The 20,628-nt window shown below is 46.1% G+C and carries 19 protein-coding genes and 1 pseudogene; all 20 read left to right on the forward strand.

Features of this window, described 5'->3' with window-relative positions; genetic code table 11:
* Positions 1 to 264 (forward strand): annotated as a pseudogene (locus LZP96_RS22970) (phosphomannomutase CpsG); the annotation flags it as partial.
* Positions 265 to 397: 133 nt separating this feature from the next.
* Positions 398 to 1,792, forward strand: a complete 1,395-nt coding sequence (gene wcaJ, locus LZP96_RS22975) for an undecaprenyl-phosphate glucose phosphotransferase (protein WP_064326673.1) — start codon at positions 398 to 400, stop codon at positions 1,790 to 1,792.
* 9 nt (positions 1,793 to 1,801) lie between these two features.
* A complete protein-coding gene (gene wzxC / locus LZP96_RS22980) occupies positions 1,802 to 3,280 on the forward strand; it encodes a colanic acid undecaprenyl disphosphate flippase WzxC (RefSeq protein WP_064326672.1) in 1,479 nt (492 codons plus the stop codon).
* A gap of 86 nt (positions 3,281 to 3,366) precedes the next feature.
* Complete coding sequence (gene wcaK / locus LZP96_RS22985) at positions 3,367 to 4,647, forward strand: colanic acid biosynthesis pyruvyl transferase WcaK (protein ID WP_064326671.1); 1,281 nt, start codon at positions 3,367 to 3,369, stop codon at positions 4,645 to 4,647.
* A complete protein-coding gene (wcaL, locus tag LZP96_RS22990; protein ID WP_064326670.1) occupies positions 4,644 to 5,864 on the forward strand; it encodes a colanic acid biosynthesis glycosyltransferase WcaL in 1,221 nt (406 codons plus the stop codon). The genes wcaK and wcaL overlap by 4 nt, the downstream gene beginning before the upstream one ends.
* 13 nt (positions 5,865 to 5,877) lie before the next feature.
* Complete coding sequence (gene wcaM / locus LZP96_RS22995; RefSeq protein WP_064326669.1) at positions 5,878 to 7,269, forward strand: colanic acid biosynthesis protein WcaM; 1,392 nt, start codon at positions 5,878 to 5,880, stop codon at positions 7,267 to 7,269.
* Between the two features lie 175 nt (positions 7,270 to 7,444).
* Complete coding sequence (galF, locus tag LZP96_RS23000) at positions 7,445 to 8,338, forward strand: GalU regulator GalF (protein WP_064326668.1); 894 nt, start codon at positions 7,445 to 7,447, stop codon at positions 8,336 to 8,338.
* Between the two features lie 292 nt (positions 8,339 to 8,630).
* On the forward strand, positions 8,631 to 9,206 hold the full coding sequence (locus LZP96_RS23005; protein ID WP_232462945.1) for an acyltransferase: 576 nt from the start codon (positions 8,631 to 8,633) through the stop codon (positions 9,204 to 9,206).
* A complete protein-coding gene (locus LZP96_RS23010) occupies positions 9,196 to 9,777 on the forward strand; it encodes a DapH/DapD/GlmU-related protein (protein WP_064328161.1) in 582 nt (193 codons plus the stop codon). The genes LZP96_RS23005 and LZP96_RS23010 overlap by 11 nt, the downstream gene beginning before the upstream one ends.
* Positions 9,778 to 9,831: 54 nt before the next feature.
* Complete coding sequence (gene rfbB, locus LZP96_RS23015; protein WP_064326667.1) at positions 9,832 to 10,914, forward strand: dTDP-glucose 4,6-dehydratase; 1,083 nt, start codon at positions 9,832 to 9,834, stop codon at positions 10,912 to 10,914.
* A gap of 31 nt (positions 10,915 to 10,945) precedes the next feature.
* On the forward strand, positions 10,946 to 11,821 hold the full coding sequence (gene rfbA / locus LZP96_RS23020; protein WP_064326666.1) for a glucose-1-phosphate thymidylyltransferase RfbA: 876 nt from the start codon (positions 10,946 to 10,948) through the stop codon (positions 11,819 to 11,821).
* Between the two features lie 25 nt (positions 11,822 to 11,846).
* A complete protein-coding gene (rfbC, locus tag LZP96_RS23025; protein WP_064326665.1) occupies positions 11,847 to 12,407 on the forward strand; it encodes a dTDP-4-dehydrorhamnose 3,5-epimerase in 561 nt (186 codons plus the stop codon).
* The gene (locus LZP96_RS23030; protein ID WP_064326664.1) at positions 12,400 to 13,224 is read left to right on the forward strand and encodes an NAD-dependent epimerase/dehydratase family protein; all 825 of its coding nucleotides are present in this window, start codon (positions 12,400 to 12,402) and stop codon (positions 13,222 to 13,224) included. The genes rfbC and LZP96_RS23030 overlap by 8 nt, the downstream gene beginning before the upstream one ends.
* Positions 13,225 to 13,226: 2 nt before the next feature.
* Positions 13,227 to 14,684 (forward strand): MATE family efflux transporter, encoded by a 1,458-nt coding sequence (locus tag LZP96_RS23035; protein WP_064326663.1) that lies wholly within the window; start codon positions 13,227 to 13,229, stop codon positions 14,682 to 14,684.
* 16 nt (positions 14,685 to 14,700) lie between these two features.
* Entirely contained in the window at positions 14,701 to 15,594 is an 894-nt protein-coding gene (locus LZP96_RS23040; RefSeq protein WP_082904975.1) for a glycosyltransferase family 2 protein, read from the forward strand.
* Positions 15,595 to 15,645: 51 nt separating this feature from the next.
* Positions 15,646 to 16,920: a hypothetical protein gene (locus LZP96_RS23045; RefSeq protein ID WP_064326661.1), complete on the forward strand. Its 1,275-nt coding sequence runs from the start codon at positions 15,646 to 15,648 to the stop codon at positions 16,918 to 16,920.
* Entirely contained in the window at positions 16,917 to 17,972 is a 1,056-nt protein-coding gene (locus LZP96_RS23050; RefSeq protein ID WP_064326660.1) for a glycosyltransferase family 4 protein, read from the forward strand. Before LZP96_RS23045 ends, LZP96_RS23050 begins: the two co-directional genes overlap by 4 nt.
* Positions 17,973 to 19,082 (forward strand): glycosyltransferase, encoded by a 1,110-nt coding sequence (locus tag LZP96_RS23055; protein ID WP_064326659.1) that lies wholly within the window; start codon positions 17,973 to 17,975, stop codon positions 19,080 to 19,082.
* A gap of 8 nt (positions 19,083 to 19,090) precedes the next feature.
* Positions 19,091 to 20,518 (forward strand): mannose-1-phosphate guanyltransferase, encoded by a 1,428-nt coding sequence (gene cpsB, locus LZP96_RS23060; RefSeq protein ID WP_064326658.1) that lies wholly within the window; start codon positions 19,091 to 19,093, stop codon positions 20,516 to 20,518.
* Between the two features lie 18 nt (positions 20,519 to 20,536).
* A partial coding sequence (locus tag LZP96_RS23065; RefSeq protein WP_258926131.1) for a hypothetical protein occupies positions 20,537 to 20,628 on the forward strand: 92 nt, incomplete at its 3' end.

Genomic DNA, 20,628 nt, shown 5'->3' on the forward strand with positions numbered 1-20,628 from the left:
ATGGCGGCGTTCCCGGCGAGCGGAGAAATCAACAGCAAGCTGGCGGCCCCGGCAGAGGCAATTGCCCGCGTGGAGGCGCATTTCGCACCGGACGCACTGGAGATTGACCATACCGACGGGATCAGCATGGCCTTCCCGGAATGGCGGTTCAACCTGCGTTCATCGAATACGGAGCCGGTGGTTCGTCTGAACGTTGAATCCCGTGCGGATGTCACGCTGATGGAGGCGCGAACGCAGGACATTCTGGCGCTGTTGAAACAGTAACTCAGTTGGCCTTGCCCCTCACCCCGGCCCTCTTATAAGAGGGCAAGGGAGAAAAAGCCCGCACCGTGCAGTTCCCTCTCCCACAGTGGAGAGGAAGGGTGAGGGGACAGGCTGAATATAAACAGGAACAACGATGACGAATCTAAAAAAGCGCGAGCGAGCCAAAACGAATGCATCGTTAATCTCTATGGTGCAGCGTTTTTCTGACATCACCATCATGTTCGGTGGTCTGTGGGTTGTGTGCCAGCTGAGCGGGCTTTCGTTTTTATACATGCATCTGCTGATGGCACTCATCGCCCTGGTGGTCTTCCAGATGATTGGTGGAATGACCGACTTTTACCGCTCATGGCGCGGGGTAAAAATTACCACCGAGCTGATGCTGCTGCTGCAAAACTGGACGCTGAGCCTGATCTTCAGTGCCGGACTGGTGGCCTTTAGCAGCGATTTTGACAACAGTTTTACCACCTATTTTTGCTGGTATCTGTTAACCAGCGTGGGGCTGGTGGTCTGCCGTTCGCTGATTCGCTTCGGTGCGGGTTGGTTACGCAACCGCGGTTATAACAAACGTTTTGTGGCGGTCGCCGGGGATCTACCGGTTGGACTGTCGCTGCTGGAAAGCTTCCGCAAGGAGCCCTGGCTGGGGCTGGATGTGGTCGGGGTTTATCACGACGCAAAACCAGGCGGCGTGCCGTCGGAGTGGGCGGGGAACGTTGAGCAACTGGTGGAAGATGCCCGGGCGGGCAAAATTCATAACGTCTACATCGCGATGCCGATGAGCGAAGAGAATCATATCCGTGACCTGATGCGAAAGCTGGCGGATACCACCTGTTCAGTCAGCCTTATTCCCGACGTGTTTACCTTCAACATTCTGCATTCACGAATCGAAGAGGTAAACGGCGTGCCGGTGGTGCCGCTGTATGACACGCCGCTTTCAGGCATTAACCGCGTGCTGAAGCGCCTGGAAGATATCGTGCTCTCCTCGCTGATTCTGCTGCTGATCTCCCCGGTGCTGTGCGGTATTGCGCTGGCGGTGAAAATGACCTCGCCGGGGCCGATTATCTTCCGCCAGACCCGTTATGGCATGGACGGTAAGCCGATTAAGGTGTGGAAGTTTCGCTCGATGAAGGTGATGGAAAACGACAGCGTCGTTACCCAGGCCACCCAGAACGATCCGCGAGTGACCCGGGTAGGGAACTTCCTGCGTCGGACCTCGCTTGACGAACTGCCGCAGTTTATCAACGTGCTTACCGGCGGGATGTCCATTGTCGGGCCACGTCCGCACGCGGTGGCGCATAACGAACAGTACCGCGCGCTGATTGAAGGTTACATGCTGCGCCACAAGGTCAAGCCAGGCATTACCGGCTGGGCGCAAATCAACGGCTGGCGTGGTGAAACCGATACGCTGGAGAAAATGGAAAAACGTGTTGAGTTCGATCTGGAGTACATCCGCGAGTGGAGCGTCTGGTTCGATATCAAAATCGTCTTCCTGACCATCTTTAAAGGCTTTGTGAACAAAGCAGCATATTAAGGAACGGTCATGAGTTTACGTGAAAAAACCATTAGCGGCGCGAAATGGTCGGCTATCGCTACGGTCATTATCATTGGTCTTGGGCTGGTGCAGATGACCGTGCTGGCACGCATTATCGATAACCACCAGTTTGGTTTGCTGACCGTCTCGCTGGTGATTATCGCCCTGGCCGATACGCTGTCGGATTTTGGTATAGCGAACTCGATTATCCAGCGTAAGGAGATCAGCCACCTCGAGCTGACCACCCTCTACTGGCTGAACGTGGGGCTGGGAATCACCGTTTTTGCGGTGGTTTTCCTGCTGAGCGATACGATCGGTGATGTGCTGAATAACCCGGATCTGGCCCCGCTGATCCGCACGCTGTCGTTTGCCTTTGTGGTTATCCCTCACGGACAGCAGTTCCGCGCCCTGATGCAAAAGGAGCTGGAGTTCAGCAAGATCGGCATGATCGAAACCAGCGCCGTGCTGGCGGGCTTCACCTTTACCGTGGTGAGCGCGCATTTCTGGCCGGTGGCCCTGACGGCTATTCTGGGTTATCTGGTCAATACCGCCGTACGTACGCTGCTGTTCGGCTATTTTGGCCGCAAGATTTATCGTCCGGGCTTTCATTTCTCTCTGGCTTCCGTCTCGTCTAATTTGCGTTTTGGCGCGTGGCTGACGGCCGATAGCATCATTAACTACGTCAACACTAACCTTTCCACACTGGTACTGGCCCGTATTCTGGGGGCGAGCGTCGCGGGGGGGTATAACCTGGCCTACAACGTGGCCGTGGTGCCGCCGATGAAGCTTAACCCCATCATTACGCGCGTGTTGTTCCCGGCGTTCGCCAAAATTCAGGATGACACCGAAAAGCTGCGCGTGAACTTCTACAAGCTGCTGTCGGTAGTGGGGATTATCAACTTCCCGGCGTTGCTGGGGCTGATGGTGGTTTCCAATAACTTTGTTCCGCTGGTGTTCGGAGAAAAGTGGCACAGCATTGTGCCCATACTGCAGCTGCTTTGTGTGGTTGGGCTGCTGCGTTCGGTGGGCAACCCCATCGGTTCACTGCTGATGGCGAAAGCCCGTGTAGATATCAGCTTCAAATTCAACGTGTTTAAAACCTTCCTGTTTATTCCGGCCATTGTGATCGGTGGGCATATGGCCGGGGCGATTGGCGTGACGCTGGGCTTCTTGCTGGTGCAGATCGTCAACACGGTGCTGAGCTACTTCGTGATGATTAAACCGGTGCTTGGCTCCAGCTATCGCCAGTACATCCTCAGCCTGTGGCTGCCGTTTTATCTTTCGCTGCCCACGCTTGCCGTCAGCTATGGCCTGGGCATAGCGCTTGCCGGCCATCTGTCGCTGGGCATGCTGCTTGCCGCGCAAATTAGCGCAGGCGCGCTGGCCTTTGTGGTGATGATTATCCTGTCCCGCAATGCGCTGGTGGTTGAGCTGAAACGCCAGTTTTGCCGTAACGAAAAAATGAAGACGCTGCTTCGCGCAGGCTAGCTATTGCTCCCTCTCCCATGCGAGAGGGTCGGGGTGAAGGCGTCACCGCGCACCCAATGAATCCAGAACCCCTTTAAGAGGTCATTATGAAATTATTGATTCTTGGCAACCATACCTGCGGAAACCGTGGCGACAGCGCCATTCTGCGCGGTTTACTGGATGCCATTAACACTCTTGCGCCAGAGACAGAAGTGGATGTGATGAGCCGCTATCCGGTCAGCTCATCCTGGTTACTGAACCGCCCGGTGATGGGCGATCCGTTATACAGCCAGATGAAACAGCACAACAGCGCAGCGGGCGTGATGGGCCGCGTGAAAAAAGTCCTTCGTCGTCGCTATCAGCATCAGGTGCTGCTCTCCCGCGTGACCGATACCGGCAAGCTGCGCAATATCGCCATCGCCCAGGGCTTTACCGATTTTGTCCGTCTGCTGTCGGGCTATGACGCCATTATTCAGGTGGGCGGATCGTTCTTTGTCGATCTCTATGGCGTGCCGCAGTTTGAACACGCGCTCTGCACCTTTATGGCTAAAAAACCGCTCTACATGATTGGTCATAGCGTCGGGCCGTTCCAGGACCCACAGTTTAATCAGCTGGCGAACTACGTCTTTGGTCACTGTGACGGGTTGATCCTGCGCGAGTCAGTCAGCCTGGATCTGATGAAACGCAGCAATATCGACACTTCAAAAGTGGAACACGGTGTCGATACTGCCTGGCTGGTGGATCATCAGGAGAATGATTTTGAAGCGAGCTATGCGGTGCAGCACTGGCTGAACGTGGCCGCCAAACAGAAGACGGTTGCAATTACGCTTCGCGAACTGGCGCCGTTTGACAAGCGTCTGGGTACAACGCAGGCCGCCTACGAGCAGGCCTTTGCGGAGGTGGTGAACCGCGTGCTGGACAGCGGTTATCAGGTGCTGGCGCTGTCGACCTGTACCGGTATCGACAGCTACAACAAAGACGACCGTATGGTGGCATTGAACCTGGCGAAAAAGGTTAACGATCCGTCGCGTTTCCACGTGGTGATGGATGAGTTAAACGATCTGGAGATGGGGAAACTGCTTTCGGCCTGCGATTTGACCGTCGGCACGCGCCTGCACTCGGCGATTATCTCCATGAACTTTGGTACACCGGCCATTGCCATCAACTATGAACACAAGTCGGCGGGCATTATGCAGCAGCTGGGCATGCCGGAGATGGCGGTGGATATCCGCCATCTGCTGGATGGATCGCTGGGCGCCATGGTTGGCGATACGCTGGGCCAGCTGCCGGCCATCAATGAACGTCTGGCGACGGCGGTGAAAGCCGAGCGGGAAAATGGCCTGAATATGGTGAAATCCGTCCTCGATCGTATCGGGGGGGGAAAATGAAGATTGGTTTCTTCTTACTGAAATTTCCGCTCTCGTCTGAAACGTTTGTGCTGAACCAAATCACCGCGTTTATCGATATGGGATACGACGTGGAGATCATCGCCCTGCAAAAGGGCGATACGCAAAATACCCACGCGGCCTGGACACAGTATGGCCTGGAAGCGAAAACCCGCTGGTTGCAGCATGAGCCGCAGGGCCGTCTGGCGAAGCTGCGCTATCGTGCGACAAAGACGCTGTTTGGCCTGCACCGCACCTCTACGCTGAAGGCGCTGAATTTCTCTCGCTACGGCGATGAGGCGCGCAATTTAATTCTGTCGTCCATTTGCGGGCAAACGGCGCAGCCCTACACCGCAGACGTGTTTATCGCTCACTTTGGTCCGGCGGGCGTCACGGCGGCCAAACTGCGCGAGCTCGGCGTCATTAACGGGAAAATTGCCACCATCTTCCACGGAATTGATATCTCCAGCCGGGAGGTGCTCAACCATTACACGCCGGAATACCAACAGCTGTTCCGCCGGGGCGACATCATGCTGCCCATCAGCGAGCTGTGGGCGGGCCGCCTGAAAACCATGGGCTGCCCGAGTGAGAAAATAGCGGTGTCGCGCATGGGCGTGGATATGGATCGCTTTACCCAACGTCCGGCCAAGGTGCCCGATAAAACCTTGCAGATTATCTCCGTGGCGCGCCTGACGGAGAAAAAAGGGCTTCACGTCGCCATCGAAGCCTGCCGACAGCTGAAATCCCGCGGGGTCGACTTCCATTACCGCATTCTCGGCATCGGGCCGTGGGAGCGCCGACTGCGCACACTGATCGAGCAGTATCAGCTGGAAGGTTACGTCGAGATGCCGGGCTTTAAGCCCAGCCATGAGGTCAAAGCCATGCTGGATGATGCCGATGTCTTCCTGTTGCCGTCGGTCACCGGAGCGGACGGTGATATGGAGGGGATACCGGTCGCGCTGATGGAGGCGATGGCCGTGGGTATTCCGGTGGTCTCCACGCTGCACAGCGGCATCCCTGAGCTGATTGAGCCTGAACATTCCGGCTGGCTGGTGCCCGAGAACAATGCGCTGGCGCTGGCCGATCGTCTGGCAGCATTTAGCGATATCGAACAGCAGGAGCTGATCCCGGTGCTGCGTAACGCACGGCAAAAAGTCGAAACTGAATTTAACCAGCAGGTGATCAATCGCCAGCTCGCGACCCTGCTGCAAACGCTTTAAAAGCCGAGGTTTTATGCTTAAGAAGATAACCCGACGCACGTTCGTTTCTACCTGCTCGCTACTGGCGGCAACTCCTTTGCTGAGCTCGCGGCTGGCGCAGGCGGCAGGTGGCGGTACGGTGGATATCAGCCGCTATAATCGCAATGACTGGATAGCCGCCTTTAAGCAGGCGTTCAAAGAGGGGGATACGGTGGTGGTTCCTGCGGGGTTAACCTGCGAGAACATCAACACAGGTATCTTTATCCCTGACGGTAAAACGCTGCTGATTCGGGGCGCGTTGACCGGTAATGGCCGTGGACGCTTTGTGCTGCAGGAAGGGTGTAAAGTGATTGGCGAAGGCAAAGGCCGTACGGAAAATATCACCCTGGACGTCCGCGGTTCGGATTGCGTGATTCAGGGTTTAGCCATGAGCGGTTTCGGTCCGGTTACGCAGATTTACATCGGCGGCAAAAAGCCCAGAGTGATGCGTAATTTGCTCATTGATAATATCACCGTGACCCAGGCCAATTACGCCATTTTGCGTCAGGGATTCCATAACCAGGTGGACGGGGCGCGTATCACGCACAGCCGTTTTAGCCATTTGCAGGGCGATGCGATTGAATGGAACGTGGCGATCAACGATCGCAACATCCTGATATCTGACCACGTGATCGATAACATCAACTGCACCAACGGCAAAATCAACTGGGGAATCGGCATCGGCCTGGCGGGTAGCACCTACGACAACGACTACCCCGAAAAGCAAACCGTGAAGAACTTTGTGGTGGCGAATATCACCGGGAGCAACTGCCGACAGCTGGTGCACGTGGAAAACGGCAAACACTTTGTTATTCGTAATATAAAAGCGAAGAATATTACCCCCGACTTCAGTAAGAAGGCCGGAATAGATAACGCCACGGTGGCCATTTACGGCTGTGATAATTTCATTATTGATAATGTCGACATGGTCAATAGCGCGGGGATGCTGATCGGCTATGGCGTTATCAAAGGGGATTACCTCTCTATCCCTCAGAATTTTAAGCTGAATGATATCCGTATGGATAATCGCCAGCTTGCATACAAGCTGCGCGGAATACAGATCTCCTCCGGTAACGAAACGTCGTTTGTGGCGATCACTAACGTAGACATGCAGCGCGCCACGCTGGAGCTGCACAACAAACCGCAGCATCTGTTCCTGCGTAATATCAACGTGATGCAGGAAGCGAAGACCGGCCCCGCGCTGAAGATGAATTTTGACCTGCGTAAAGACGTTCGCGGCAAGTTTATGGCGAAACAAGAGACCTTGCTCTCGCTGGCGAACATAAAGGCGGTCAACGAGAAAGGGCAGAGTTCGGTGGATATCGACCGGGTGGATCAGCACGTGGTGAATGCGGAGAAGCTTAATTTCCGACTGCCGCATCGCTAATTGTGCGTCACACTTTTGCGATTAATCCTGGTACAAAACGGCTTTCTATTAGGATTGCAACTACTGCATTTTATAGCCCTAACGCGTAGTATCAATAAAGAATTGAATGAAATCATGCTGGCGAAAACAGCCCAAAGGGCTATAATTCGTCAACCATTTTAAGGTGGAAGAAATAATGATTAATTTGAAAGCAGTCATACCGGTAGCGGGTCTGGGCATGCATATGTTGCCCGCCACGAAAGCGATTCCTAAAGAGATGCTGCCGATCGTTGACAAGCCGATGATTCAGTACATCGTCGACGAGATTGTTGCTGCAGGGATCAAAGAAATCGTTCTGGTAACGCACTCGTCCAAGAATGCGGTCGAAAACCATTTCGACACCTCATACGAACTCGAAGCGTTGCTTGAGCAGCGCGTTAAGCGTCAGCTCCTGGCCGAAGTGCAGTCTATCTGCCCGCCGGGTGTGACCATCATGAACGTTCGCCAGGCACAGCCTCTGGGCCTTGGTCACTCTATCCTTTGCGCTCGTCCTGTTGTGGGCGATAACCCGTTCGTCGTCGTGCTGCCAGATATCATTCTGGATAATGCCTCTGCCGATCCGCTGCGTTATAACCTGGCCGCCATGGTGGCGCGCTTCAATGAAACAGGCCGCAGCCAGGTTCTGGCGAAGCGCATGAAGGGCGATTTGTCTGAGTACTCCGTCATTCTGACAAAAGAAGCGCTGGAGTCGGAAGGGCAGGTGAGCCGCATCGTCGAATTCATCGAGAAGCCCGATCAGCCACAGACCCTGAACTCCGATCTGATGGCGGTAGGGCGCTATGTTCTGAACGCTGATATCTGGGCAGAGCTTGAAAAAACCGAGCCAGGCGCTTGGGGCCGTGTGCAGCTGACGGACGCCATTGCAGAACTGGCGAAAAAACAGTCGGTTGACGCGATGCTGATGACCGGTGATAGCTACGACTGCGGTAAGAAAATGGGCTATATGCAGGCGTTTGTGAACTATGGTCTGCGTAACCTGAAGGAAGGGGCGAAGTTCCGTAAGAGCATTGAGAAGCTCCTGCAAGAGTAAACTTTAAAAACGTGCTCGTTTTGATGAAAAGATGACGGCAGCGGAGACTAAGGCTATGTGTAAGCGTTGCCTTATGTTTCTTCTGTCGTTTTTTATTTTTAGGGTATCCCGGAAGAGAGCATAAATGAGGGAATTTGCTTAACAATCTGTGGGTTTTTCCTTGTTTTAGCAAGTAATTAATATCACAATACTTGATTCGCGATAACGGCTGCTTCAGCCATATTGATAAAATATATTACAAAGCCTGTAGAAGACTAAGTGCACTGGTAGCTGTAGAGCCAGGGGCGGTAGCGTGGTTGAAGACCAATCGCCAACGCAAATTTTATATGCAGGACTTGATGAGGCGTGCATGCTCAGTATACTCAATCGTCTTTTATTAAAGCTTAAAATAGCAACAAAATTTCGAAAAAAAATACATCTGGGTCAAGACGTATTTATCCACAAAAATCCGACCTTTATTGTCAGATCGAATGGTGAGGATCAGGGAATCTTCATCGAGGACGGGGTTTATATAGGCAGAGATGTCAACATACACACGGCTTCAAAGATAATAATATCTAAAAATTGTGTCATTAGTGATTATGTATACATAAGCACCTTAGCGCATGGTATTGACCCTGAGAGGGGGCCAATTTTATCCCAGCCTGACGTTGATAAGGGTAGCATAGTCCTTGGAGAGAACGTTTTTCTTGGGTTTAATACTAAAATCTTACCCGGAGTTACATTAGGTGAGTGGACAATAGTCGGTACAGGCGCGGTGGTTACGCGCTCCTTCCCAGGCTACTGTATTATTGCAGGAAACCCAGCGCGTATAATTAAAATGTATAATCACAATGAGCATCGTTGGGAAACTTACAATGATCTTTAAAAAGATGAAAAATGCATTTGAATTGCTTTTTTCACAGGTAAAATATAAAGCCTGTATGAAATCATTTGGTCGTCGAAGCAGAATTATCTCGCCTATGCTGATAAACAATCCGCAGTTTATCGAAATAGGCGATCAAGTATTAATCCGTAACGGCTTACGACTCGAAGTAGTTGATCCGCAAAATGCAGTTGTTATTAGCATTGGGAATAATGTTAATATCGAACAAAATTGTCATATTATTGGGCGTGTTAAAGTTACAATTGGTAATGACGTTACTATCACTGGTAATTGTTCCATTGTCGATGTTAGTCACCCGTTTGATGATGTATATGAGAAGAAAAAAATTGGTGAGCGCATATCAACTGTAGAACAACCAGTCGTGATTGGTGATGGTTCCTTTATTGGGTTTGGCTCACATATATCTCCTGGAGTTACTATCGGGAAAAATTGTGTTGTGGGCGCTGGGTCAGTTGTAACTAAATCTATACCCGATTACTCCGTTGTTGCTGGATCGCCTGCAAAAATAATTAAACGCTACTCATTTGAAGAAGAAAAATGGGTGCGTGTGTAAATTTAATGCATTAATTGTTCAAGCCCTGGAATTCAATTTTTTAAAGAGATTGTGATGAAAATATTAGTTACTGGTGGTGCCGGGTTTATCGGTTCTGCGTTAGTGCGTTATATCATAAAATCCACTAATGACTCTGTAGTCAATGTCGATAAGTTAACTTACGCGGGTAACCTTCAGTCCTTAAAAGAGATTGATAAAAGCGAACGCTACGCTTTTGTCCATGCGGATATCTGCGACGCCCAGGCGTTAGAGGAAATTTTTAATATTCATCAACCAGATGCGGTTATGCACCTGGCGGCTGAAAGCCATGTAGATCGTTCAATAACTGGCCCCGCTGCTTTTATTGAAACAAATATTGTCGGAACATATATTCTTTTAGAAGCCGCGAGAAAATATTGGCAGAGCCTTGAAGCTGATAAAAAGCAGGTTTTCCGTTTCCATCATATTTCGACAGATGAAGTGTACGGCGACCTGCCTCATCCAGATGAATGGAGTGATAAAACAAATCTTCCGCTCTTCACTGAGTCTACAGCCTATGCACCCAGCAGCCCGTATTCTGCGTCAAAAGCTTCAAGCGACCATTTAGTTCGTGCATGGCAACGAACCTATAATTTCCCTGCCATTGTCACTAACTGCTCGAATAACTACGGCCCGTATCATTTCCCAGAAAAATTAATACCGCTGGTGATTCTGAACGCCTTGCAAGGTAAACCATTACCGATTTACGGCAAAGGGGACCAGATTCGCGACTGGCTATACGTTGAAGATCATGCTCGTGCGCTCTATGCCGTGATTACTCAAGGCGATATTGGTGAAACGTACAATATTGGTGGCTATAACGAGAAAATGAATATCGAAGTAGTCAACACAATCTGCGATATTCTCAACGAGATTAAACCAAAAGACACACCATACAATCATCAAATTACCTATGTTGCCGATCGCCCCGGCCACGATCGCCGCTATGCGATAGATGCCAGCAAAATTACAGAAAAACTGGGCTGGAAACCGGAAGAGACTTTCGAATCCGGCATCAGGAAAACCATCACCTGGTATTTGGACAATCAGGAATGGGTTAAAAATGTTATGAGCGGTGCTTACCAGGACTGGATCAACGAAAATTACGAGCAACGTTAATCATCTCAACTCGTCATAAGAAGATTTGAACATGTCAAAAAGAAAAGGAATTATATTAGCTGGTGGATCAGGTACGCGTCTTTATCCGGTCACCATGGCAGTAAGTAAACAACTGCTGCCAATCTATGATAAGCCGATGATCTACTATCCGTTAAGTACGCTGATGCTTGCGGGTATTCGTGACATTCTTATCATCAGTACGCCTCAGGATACGCCTCGCTTTGAGCAATTGCTTGGCGATGGTAAAAAGTGGGGCCTGAATATTGAGTATAAAATTCAGGAAAGCCCGGATGGTCTTGCCCAGGCATTTATTATCGGTGAAGAGTTTATCGGTAAAGATTCTTGTGCACTGGTGCTGGGCGACAATGTTTTCTATGGTCATGATTTGCCAAAAGAGCTTGAAATGGCGATGAACCAGGAAGAGGGCGCAACTGTGTTCGCCTATCATGTCAAAGATCCTGAGCGGTACGGTGTTGTCGATTTTGATGAGAATGGCAAAGCACTTTCTTTAGAAGAAAAGCCTTTAAAACCGAAAAGCAATTACGCCGTAACAGGTTTGTATTTCTATGATAACGAAGTCATTGAAATGGCAAAAAATCTTAAACCTTCGGCGCGTGGCGAACTTGAAATCACGGACATTAACCGTATCTATCTGGAAAAAAATGCACTATCTGTAGCAATTATGGGTCGCGGATATGCATGGCTCGATACAGGTACGCATGAAAGCTTGATCGAGGCGGGCAACTTTATTCAGACGATAGAATCACGTCAGGGGCTTAAGGTCTCATGTCCGGAAGAGATCGCGTTCCGTAAGGGCTTTATCGACAAGGCGCAGTTAGCAAGTTTAGCCAAAGAACTCATTAAAAACGACTACGGTAAATATTTGCAGCACTTAGCGAAAGATTAAACTTTATAGCGAAACCTGAATACGTATGAAAATTATTGAAACGCCTTTAAAAGATGCGATTATTATCGAACCTAAAGTGTTTGGTGATGAACGAGGATATTTTTTCGAAGTTTATCAAAAACAACGTTACGCAGAATTAGGATTTACACTGGACTTTGTTCAGGATAATCGCTCAAAATCCTCAAAGAACGTTTTACGCGGGCTGCATTTTCAGAAAAGAAAACCGCAAGGAAAATTAGTATCCGTAACAGAAGGTGCTGTATTTGATGTCGCGGTCGATCTCCGTCCAGAGTCTCCAACATTTGGGCAGCATCATTCGGTCATTCTCTCTGAAGAAAATTTCCTTCAGTTTTATATCCCGCCAGGTTTTGCGCATGGCTTTTGTGTTTTAAGCGATACAGCAAGTTTTCAGTATAAGTGTACTGATTACTATGACCCTTCTGATGAGGGTGGTTTGATCTGGAACGATCCGGCTCTGGGTATTCAGTGGCCAGTTTCAAATCCAGTCGTTTCTGCAAAAGATTGCATTTTGCCTTCGCTTGCAAGCATCAAAGAGCATATTCTTGAAGGTTGGAATAATGTCTAAATATACTGTTATTGGCGGTAATGGCTTCATTGGTTCTAATATTGTGTCACTCCTGAAGGAACAAGGGCATGATGTTACTGTTCCAGATCGTAGCACCTGCACCGAGCTCAAAGGTGACCTGGGAAAAGTTATTTACTGTGCTGGAAATGGTGACTGTGCAAAGAATTACTTTTCCGTGCTTGAAGCAAATACTGTCTTATTAGCACGATTGTTGCAAAGTGCAGAATTTGAAAAGCTTGTTTACATCTCCTCTACGCGCGTCTATATGAACAGTGAAAGCGCAGAAGAGTCAGATGACCTGGTTGTCACCGCCGATGATAATCGAAAACTCTTCAACCTGACCAAACTTGTTGCGGAAGAACTGTGCCTTAAAAGCGAACGAAATGTTACCGTTGTGCGTCCAAGTAATGTTTACGGTCTGGCTCTGAATAGCACATTATTCTTGCCCTCAATCATCCGGCATGCCATTAACAATGGTGAAATCAATATGTTTGTTTCACCAGACTATGCCAAAGACTATGTTTCTGTTAATGACGTAGCGAAGGCATGTGTTTGGTTAGCTGATAACCCTGGCAGTAATAACGAAATTTACAACGTGGCATCTGGGTTTAATATCACAGCAAATGAAATTGCAGATGTGATTCACCGTGAAACGGGTTGCGAAGTGAACTGGCATGATGGTCATTTTCCACGGGAAGAGTTCCCCGTTACGTCAATCAGTAAATTATCTAATCTAAATCCAGAATATAAACCTCAGCATGTACTCGATGACTTGAAGATTATGATAGCCAGTTATAAAGCCGAACTGGCGAAATAAATATGAGCGGTTTCAAAAGATTAGTTAAAAATTCTCTTTCAAATATTATAAATGGCTTTTCCAATGTCATACTTGGTGTTGTCATTTCTCCAGTATTACTCCATAACCTATCACGAGTCGACTTTTCAATCTGGTCACTAACGTTACAGGTGGGAGTGCTTGTAGGGATTATTGGGATTGGAGTTCAGGTTACTGTAGGGCGTTTTGTCGCCCTTTATTTAAATGATTTAAAGCAAAGACACAAAGTACTGCAACAATCATTGCTGCTTTCTTTACTTTTCGGCGTCGTCTGTCTTTGCGGTGTCTTGTTCTTAGCACATTACTTTTTCTCATTTTTCCCGGAAGTAGCACAAACTAAAGTGGATGCAAAAATTGTATTCATTTTGATAAGTACTTCGTTTGTAATTAATAATATTTTTGCGCCATATGTTGGTTATTTCATAGGCATTGAACGTAACGATGTCACCGCTCGTGTCAATATCGTGTTCAAAGTTTTGTTAGGTGGATCAATATTAGCACTTATAGACTATGGGCTTGAAGTTATTGCCTGGGTATATTTTGCAATCAACTGTGCAAATCAGCTTGCGTTTTATTTTCTGTACAAAATTAAAAATCAAGCCGAAAAAACAAACATCCATTTTGATTATAGTTTGTTTAAAACGATTTTATTGTTTTTCAGTGGCTTGTTGGTCTGGAATATCGCTCAGTTTTTAATATCGGGAATTGGCACCTTCACGGTTGGCAGATTTGCCTTTTCGGAACTTGCAGGTTTTGCAGTGCTGATGACACTTGTTAATACCGGCGTAGGTATACTGGGTGCTATGGTTAACCCCATCATCCAACCGATGCTGCGAATGCATAATCAGGGTAAAAACCATCATGTTGAAATGTTGGTCAATAAACTCACGCTAATATTTGCGATGATCGTATTCATCGGTGTTTTCATCGCGTGGTTTATTTCAATACATATACTTGGGGTTTGGCTCGGTTACAAAGAAGCGGCCAGTCTACACATAATGTTTTCCTTACTGCTTGCATCATACCTCATTCGTATGATCGCAGCCCCTTACGGGCTGATGCTTGTTGCTTATGGAAGACAGTTATCGATTGCCTATTTGCCCGTGATTGAGGGAATCATAAATTTCGCATTATCAATTTTCTTTGTTCGTATCTATGGTGCCATAGGTATTGCGTATGCGACATTTATCTCAGGCGTACTAATAATGGCTGTTTATGCCTGTAAATACAGAGCTGAAGCGCAGTCGAAGTCGAATAGCGTATTTGTAGCCTTTATATTAATACCATTAATGACTGCCGTCGCTTTAGTCAGCCTGGTCATGTCTCAATCTTTAGTGCTGCACAAAACAATTTATGCTATTCAAACGCTTTGCGTTGTTATTTTTGCTGTATTCATCATTAAACAAATGATAAGCATTAAGAGTTTACTAAATGAATACTAATTATTATGGTGAAAGTGTGAAAAAGATCGGCCTTGTTACAGTACTCTTCAATTCTCCTGGTGTGCTGCCTGATTTTTATTCAAGTATTGAAAAACAAAACTATCTCAACACACATCTTTATATTGTTGACAATAGCACCAATAAAGACTCTGAGAACCTGACGCTAGAGATTCTGCAAAGTAAAAATATTCAGTACACTTTTATTAGTAACGAAGGTAATAATGTAGGGGTTGCGCAGGCGAACAATCAGGGTATTTCACAAGCCCTTAATGATGGATGTGAATATGTTTTGCTTACAAATAACGACCTTATCTTTGATGGCGTCGATACGTTAAGCAGTATGTTGTGTCTGGCTGAAGAAGAGCAATGCAAGCTCCTTTCACCTGTGATATTTAGCTATCCGGAGAAAAAGGTTTGGTACGCTGGCGCATTCTTTGATAAGAAAAAAGCGATAGCGCCTCATTTGTTCGAGGGGGCTGACTATCACGATGTTATTGCAAAGATCCCAAAAGAATGTGATTACGCGCCTACCTGTTTCTTGTTAGTTCATTCATCCGTGTTTTCTGATATTGGGATGATGGATGCACGATATTTCGCTTACTATGATGATACAGATTTCTTGTATCGTGCTAATCAGGCAGGTAATTCCGTCAGAATTCTTAACGAACCCCTGGTATTTCATAAAGTCAGTACTTCTACGGGGGGAGGGTTGAGTTTATTCGGTGCCTATTATTTGACACGTAATCGTATTTTTTTCGCCAGAAAAAATATCGAAGCACCTTATTATATTCTGAGTGTTGCTTTTACTATAGTTACACGTTTAATTTACCCTCTCTGTCGTAAAACACCGTTCAAAATTTATAAAGCTTTCATTAAAGGAATATTTGATGGGCTTGCGTTAAAAAAATAATTACGTACGTGCTTCTTTCCAGAGGAGAGAATAGATGATTAAGAGGTCACGGTGAGCGAAGTTTACAATGTCGATCGAGGGGTTAACTATAATTTCACTACTTCCCTCATAGTTAAGTCATTAATTGGGCTGTTGTTGATAAATTCACTCTTTAGCGGAGTCGACTTTTCACAAATCGGTCTAATGAAAGGTCTGTCAAGTATTGCGGATTTTGGATTAAAAATAGTATTGGTATTCGTTTTGTTTATACTGTTTAAGATTCAAAATCTGAATGTTATTAAGGTTGTCCTCTTAGCGTCTTTACTGATTTTAGGTGCAGCTATGGGCGCGTTTTATCATGGAAGTGAATATGATAAAACACTTGCGCTGCTACTTAATATGCTTCTTTGGTTTATCATATTTTGTTATGCAAAAGACCTGGAACGCAGCTTCAATATTTATCGATTCTCAGTAAAGATAGTGACAATTTCGCTTATTATCGCACTGATATTATATTTTATGGCTAAGCAAGGCTTGCCAGTAAAAATATTAGGCGGTTCATGGCTTTACGATGACAATTTTCGATTTTCGGGAACTTTCGCAGAGCCAAGCTTAAACGGCTACTTTTACGGCCTGATGTTCCTGATGGTTGCGCTCTCGAATCAAAAATATAGCTTATTATTGGCCTTAATGTTTGCGTTTACGACATATATCTCAGGAGCGAAGTTTTCTTTTCTGATTATTCCTGTGCTACTGGGGTTGGTTTATTTCTTTAAGATAAAGGGTTTCTTTAATTATACCTATCAGCTTATTCCGTTATCTTTTGTTATACTCTTTGTAAGCCTTGCATTTATCTATTACGATCTTTTTGCCTTAATTGCATCGCATTCATCAAATTCTGCTACTGTAACCTATGTTACCCGTCTTGGTTTTCCTATAACAAGTGTATGGCATTTGAGCGATTACCCATTTGGAACCGGCGTTTATGGATTCAAAAGTACTCTTCCACCATTCATAACAGAGTATTGTAAGGCATTATCAGGACTGGATGTTAACTGTAGTGAAATGAAGTCCTATCTTTCAGCATCAAATCCAGATGCTTACGAAAGTTTTGCTCCTAAAGATGTTTTAAGTTTTATTATTTTAACGTTTGGTTTACCAGGATTATTGTTATTTACATTCTGTATTTGTTTCTTTTCATCAAGACTTAAACAGAATAAAAATAATTTCGTAATCTTAATGTATATTGTAGCTTCAGTTTTATTCACACTGCCGTTTAGATTTATTCTTTTTTATTCCTTCTTTATGTTCCAGTGTTACATCTACAGAATGTCGAGTAATAAATGATTTATATTAATGCGAGATTTTTAACTCAACGCAAAACGGGCGTGCAACAATATGCGTTAGTATTATGTCGGGAACTGGTTAAACACACATCCGATGTATGTTTCTTAACGCCCGATACCGATCTTATTGATGATAAGCTCAAGCAAGAGTTTAATATTTTACCGGTTGGAAAACGAAATGGCCATTTTTGGGAGCAAATTGAGCTGCCTCGTTATCTCAAAAGCATTGGTAGTCCATTGCTTCTGTGTTTTACAGGGTTATCTCCCATATTCTATAAGAATTGTTATTTCACTATACATGACATGTCACTGTACGCTTATCCTAAATGGTTCCGCTTCATGTATCGTGCTGTATATAAAATCAATTATGCAGTTCAGTCGAAATATGCGCGTGGGATATTTACCGTTAGTGACTTTTCTAAAGCTGAGATAGAAAAATATCTCTCAATCGACGCCAGTAAAATCACGGTCCTGCGCAATTCTGTCGACAATACTCCGAATAATAGCATGAGTTCATTGGCCAATAGCGAAAGACGCAACGAAATATTACTAGTCGGCACTTTGGAACCCCGTAAAAATATTGAATTTGTCATTGATGCTTTCTTACGGTCTGGAATAGAAAATTATAAACTAATTGTGGTCGGTGGATTAGGTAGTGCTTTCTCGAAGGTGACTTTTTCACAGCATGAAAATATTGTCTTTTGTGGTTATTTGTCGGATGAGGAGCTAGAGCTAAAATATCGTGAAGCTTCTATTTTTGTCTATCCGTCTCTTTATGAAGGTTTTGGTCTTCCACCGCTTGAAGCGATGCAACGCGGCTGTCCTGTAATGGCATCCGATCGCGCCAGTATCCCCGAAGTATGTGGTGATGCTGCGGTTTATTTTAATCCAGAAGATACATCAGACTTTACTAAAAAATTACATAATTTAATCAAGCACTACGATGAACTAAGTCCGCAGCTAATTAATAGTGGATACTGTCGGCTTGAACAATTTAATGTACGCGATGTTGCATTGAAACTTTTGGATGTGATCTCTCAAAGGAATATTTGAATGAAGGTGTTACAAGTTAGTAAATTCTACCCGCCGGTGCATGGTGGAATCGAGCAGGTTGCATTTGATATTAGCGAAGGTGTTGTAAAAAATAATGGTCAATCTGTGGATGTGCTATGTGTAGATCCTATAGGTAAAAGAGAAGACGACACCCGGCATCGGTACAAAATTTACCGAGAGAAATTATTCGCACAGCTTTTTTCCACGCCACTTTCTTTCTCCTTAATAAGACGCTGGCGGGCAATACGAAACCAATATGATGTGATTCATGTACATCTACCTAATCCATTGGCTGTGCTAGCACTTTTTTTATTTCCACCGAAAGGAAAAATCATCCTTCATTGGCACAGTGATATCGTTAAACAGAAAAAGCTATTGAAACTGTTTGCACCATTACAAAAATGGATACTGGACCGAAGTACAAGCATAATTGTTACGAGTCCTGTTTACGGTAAATCCTCTCCAACTCTTCAGCCTTATCAGGATAAAATTGTCTGTATTCCTATTGGCGTGGATACACACGTAATGCCTTTGAACGATGAGCTCGAAAAGAAAATTAAACAGCAATATCATAATAAAAAAATTGTATTCTCATTAGGACGACTTGTTTATTATAAAGGCATGGAATATCTTATTGATGCTGCCAAGGAACTTCCTGAGGATTATGTTATTTTGATTGGTGGAACAGGGCCTCTCATAGATACGTTGAAACAAAAAGTTTCTCAAGATGGTCTTTCTGATAAAGTCATTCTTCTTGGTAGTATTAATTATTCTGATTTGGCCTCATACTACAAAGCGTGTGATGTTTTTTGCTTGCCTTCAATTCACGAATCCGAAGCGTTTGGCGTTGTCCAGTTAGAGGCAATGAGTTTCTCCAGGCCTCTCGTTTCAACCAATATTCCTCGAAGTGGTGTCGCCTGGGTTAACCAGCATAATGAAACAGGTATCGTGGTAGAACCAAATGATGCTCAGGCGCTGGCAAAAGGTATCGTTTCGGTAGTTCAAGGTAGTGAAACTTATAGTAAAGGCGCTAAAACCCGTTTTGAAACCATGTTTACTAAAGAATTGATGGTTAAGAATATAATTGATTTATATTCAACATTTAAGTGAGTTCAATCATGTTATTATTTCCTGTTGTTATGGCCGGTGGTTCCGGTAGTCGTTTATGGCCGCTGTCTCGTGTTCTGTATCCAAAGCAATTTCTTTGCCTTGAAGGCGAACTGACGATGTTACAAGCGACGATTAATCGACTCCAGGGTATAGAATGCGAAAGCCCTGTCGTGATTTGTAATGAACAGCATCGTTTTATTGTTGCTGAGCAATTACGTCAAATGAACAAGCTCACTGAAAATATCATTCTTGAACCTGTTGGTCGTAATACTGCTCCCGCCATAGCGTTAGCAGCCCTTGCTGCGGTTCGTGCGCAACCCGATAGCGATGCTTTAATGCTGGTATTAGCTGCCGATCATGTTATTCAGAATGAAGAAGCGTTTAGACATTCCGTTCGTCAGGCCATTCCTTTTGCCGAAAAAGGCAAGCTTGTTACCTTTGGAATTGTGCCTAACAAACCTGAGACCGGTTATGGGTATATTCGCCGTGGTGCGCCAGGCGATAATGCTGACATCCCAACAGCTTTCGACGTCGCTGAGTTTGTCGAGAAACCTAATCTTGAAACGGCCCAGGGCTATGTTTCCAGTGGTGAATATTACTGGAACAGTGGCATGTTCTTGTTCCGAGCGGATCGTTATTTAGATGAATTAAAAAAATATCGTCCGGATATTCTTGAAGCCTGTGAAAAGGCTATGAGTTCCGTCGATCCAGACCTCGATTTTATCCGTGTTGATGAGGATGCTTTTTTCGCCTGTCCAGACGAATCAATCGATTATGCCGTAATGGAACACACCTCTGATGCGATTGTGGTGCCGCTGGATGCTGGCTGGAGCGATGTCGGCTCCTGGTCGTCGCTGTGGGATATTAGTCATAAATCGGCCGAGGGTAATGTCGTTACCGGTGATGTGCTTTCCTGTAACACAGAAAATAGTTTTTTATATTCTGAATCAGGCCTTTTAGCGACCGTGGGTGTTAAAGACCTGGTGGTCGTACAGACTAAAGATGCCGTTCTGATTGCCGACCGTAACGCAGTGCAGGATGTCAAAAAGATAGTCGAATCACTCAAAGCCAACGATCGTCATGAGCATCATACTCATCGAGAAGTTTATCGACCCTGGGGCAAATATGATTCGATTGATAAAGGCAGTCGCTATCAGGTTAAACGACTCACGGTAAAACCTGGTGAAGGTATCTCTCTTCAGATGCATCATCACCGCGCGGAACATTGGATTGTCGTCGCGGGGATCGCACAGGTAACAATTAATGAACAAACGAAGCTCCTGACTGAGAACGAATCTATTTATATTCCTGTAGGAGCGGCACACTGTCTGGAAAACCCGGGCAAAATCCCTCTGGAACTGATTGAAGTTCGCTCCGGTTCGTATCTTGGAGAGGATGATATTGTGCGTTTGGCTGACAGATACGGTCGTGTTTAAGATTACGGTAAAATTATCATGGAAAAGTTAACCTGTTTTAAAGCTTATGACATTCGCGGCAAGCTGGGTGAAGAGCTGAACGAAGACATTGCGTGGCGCATTGGCCGCGC

It is taken from the genome of Huaxiibacter chinensis, assembly GCF_022171985.1.
GTDB lineage: Bacteria > Pseudomonadota > Gammaproteobacteria > Enterobacterales > Enterobacteriaceae > Enterobacter > Enterobacter chinensis_A.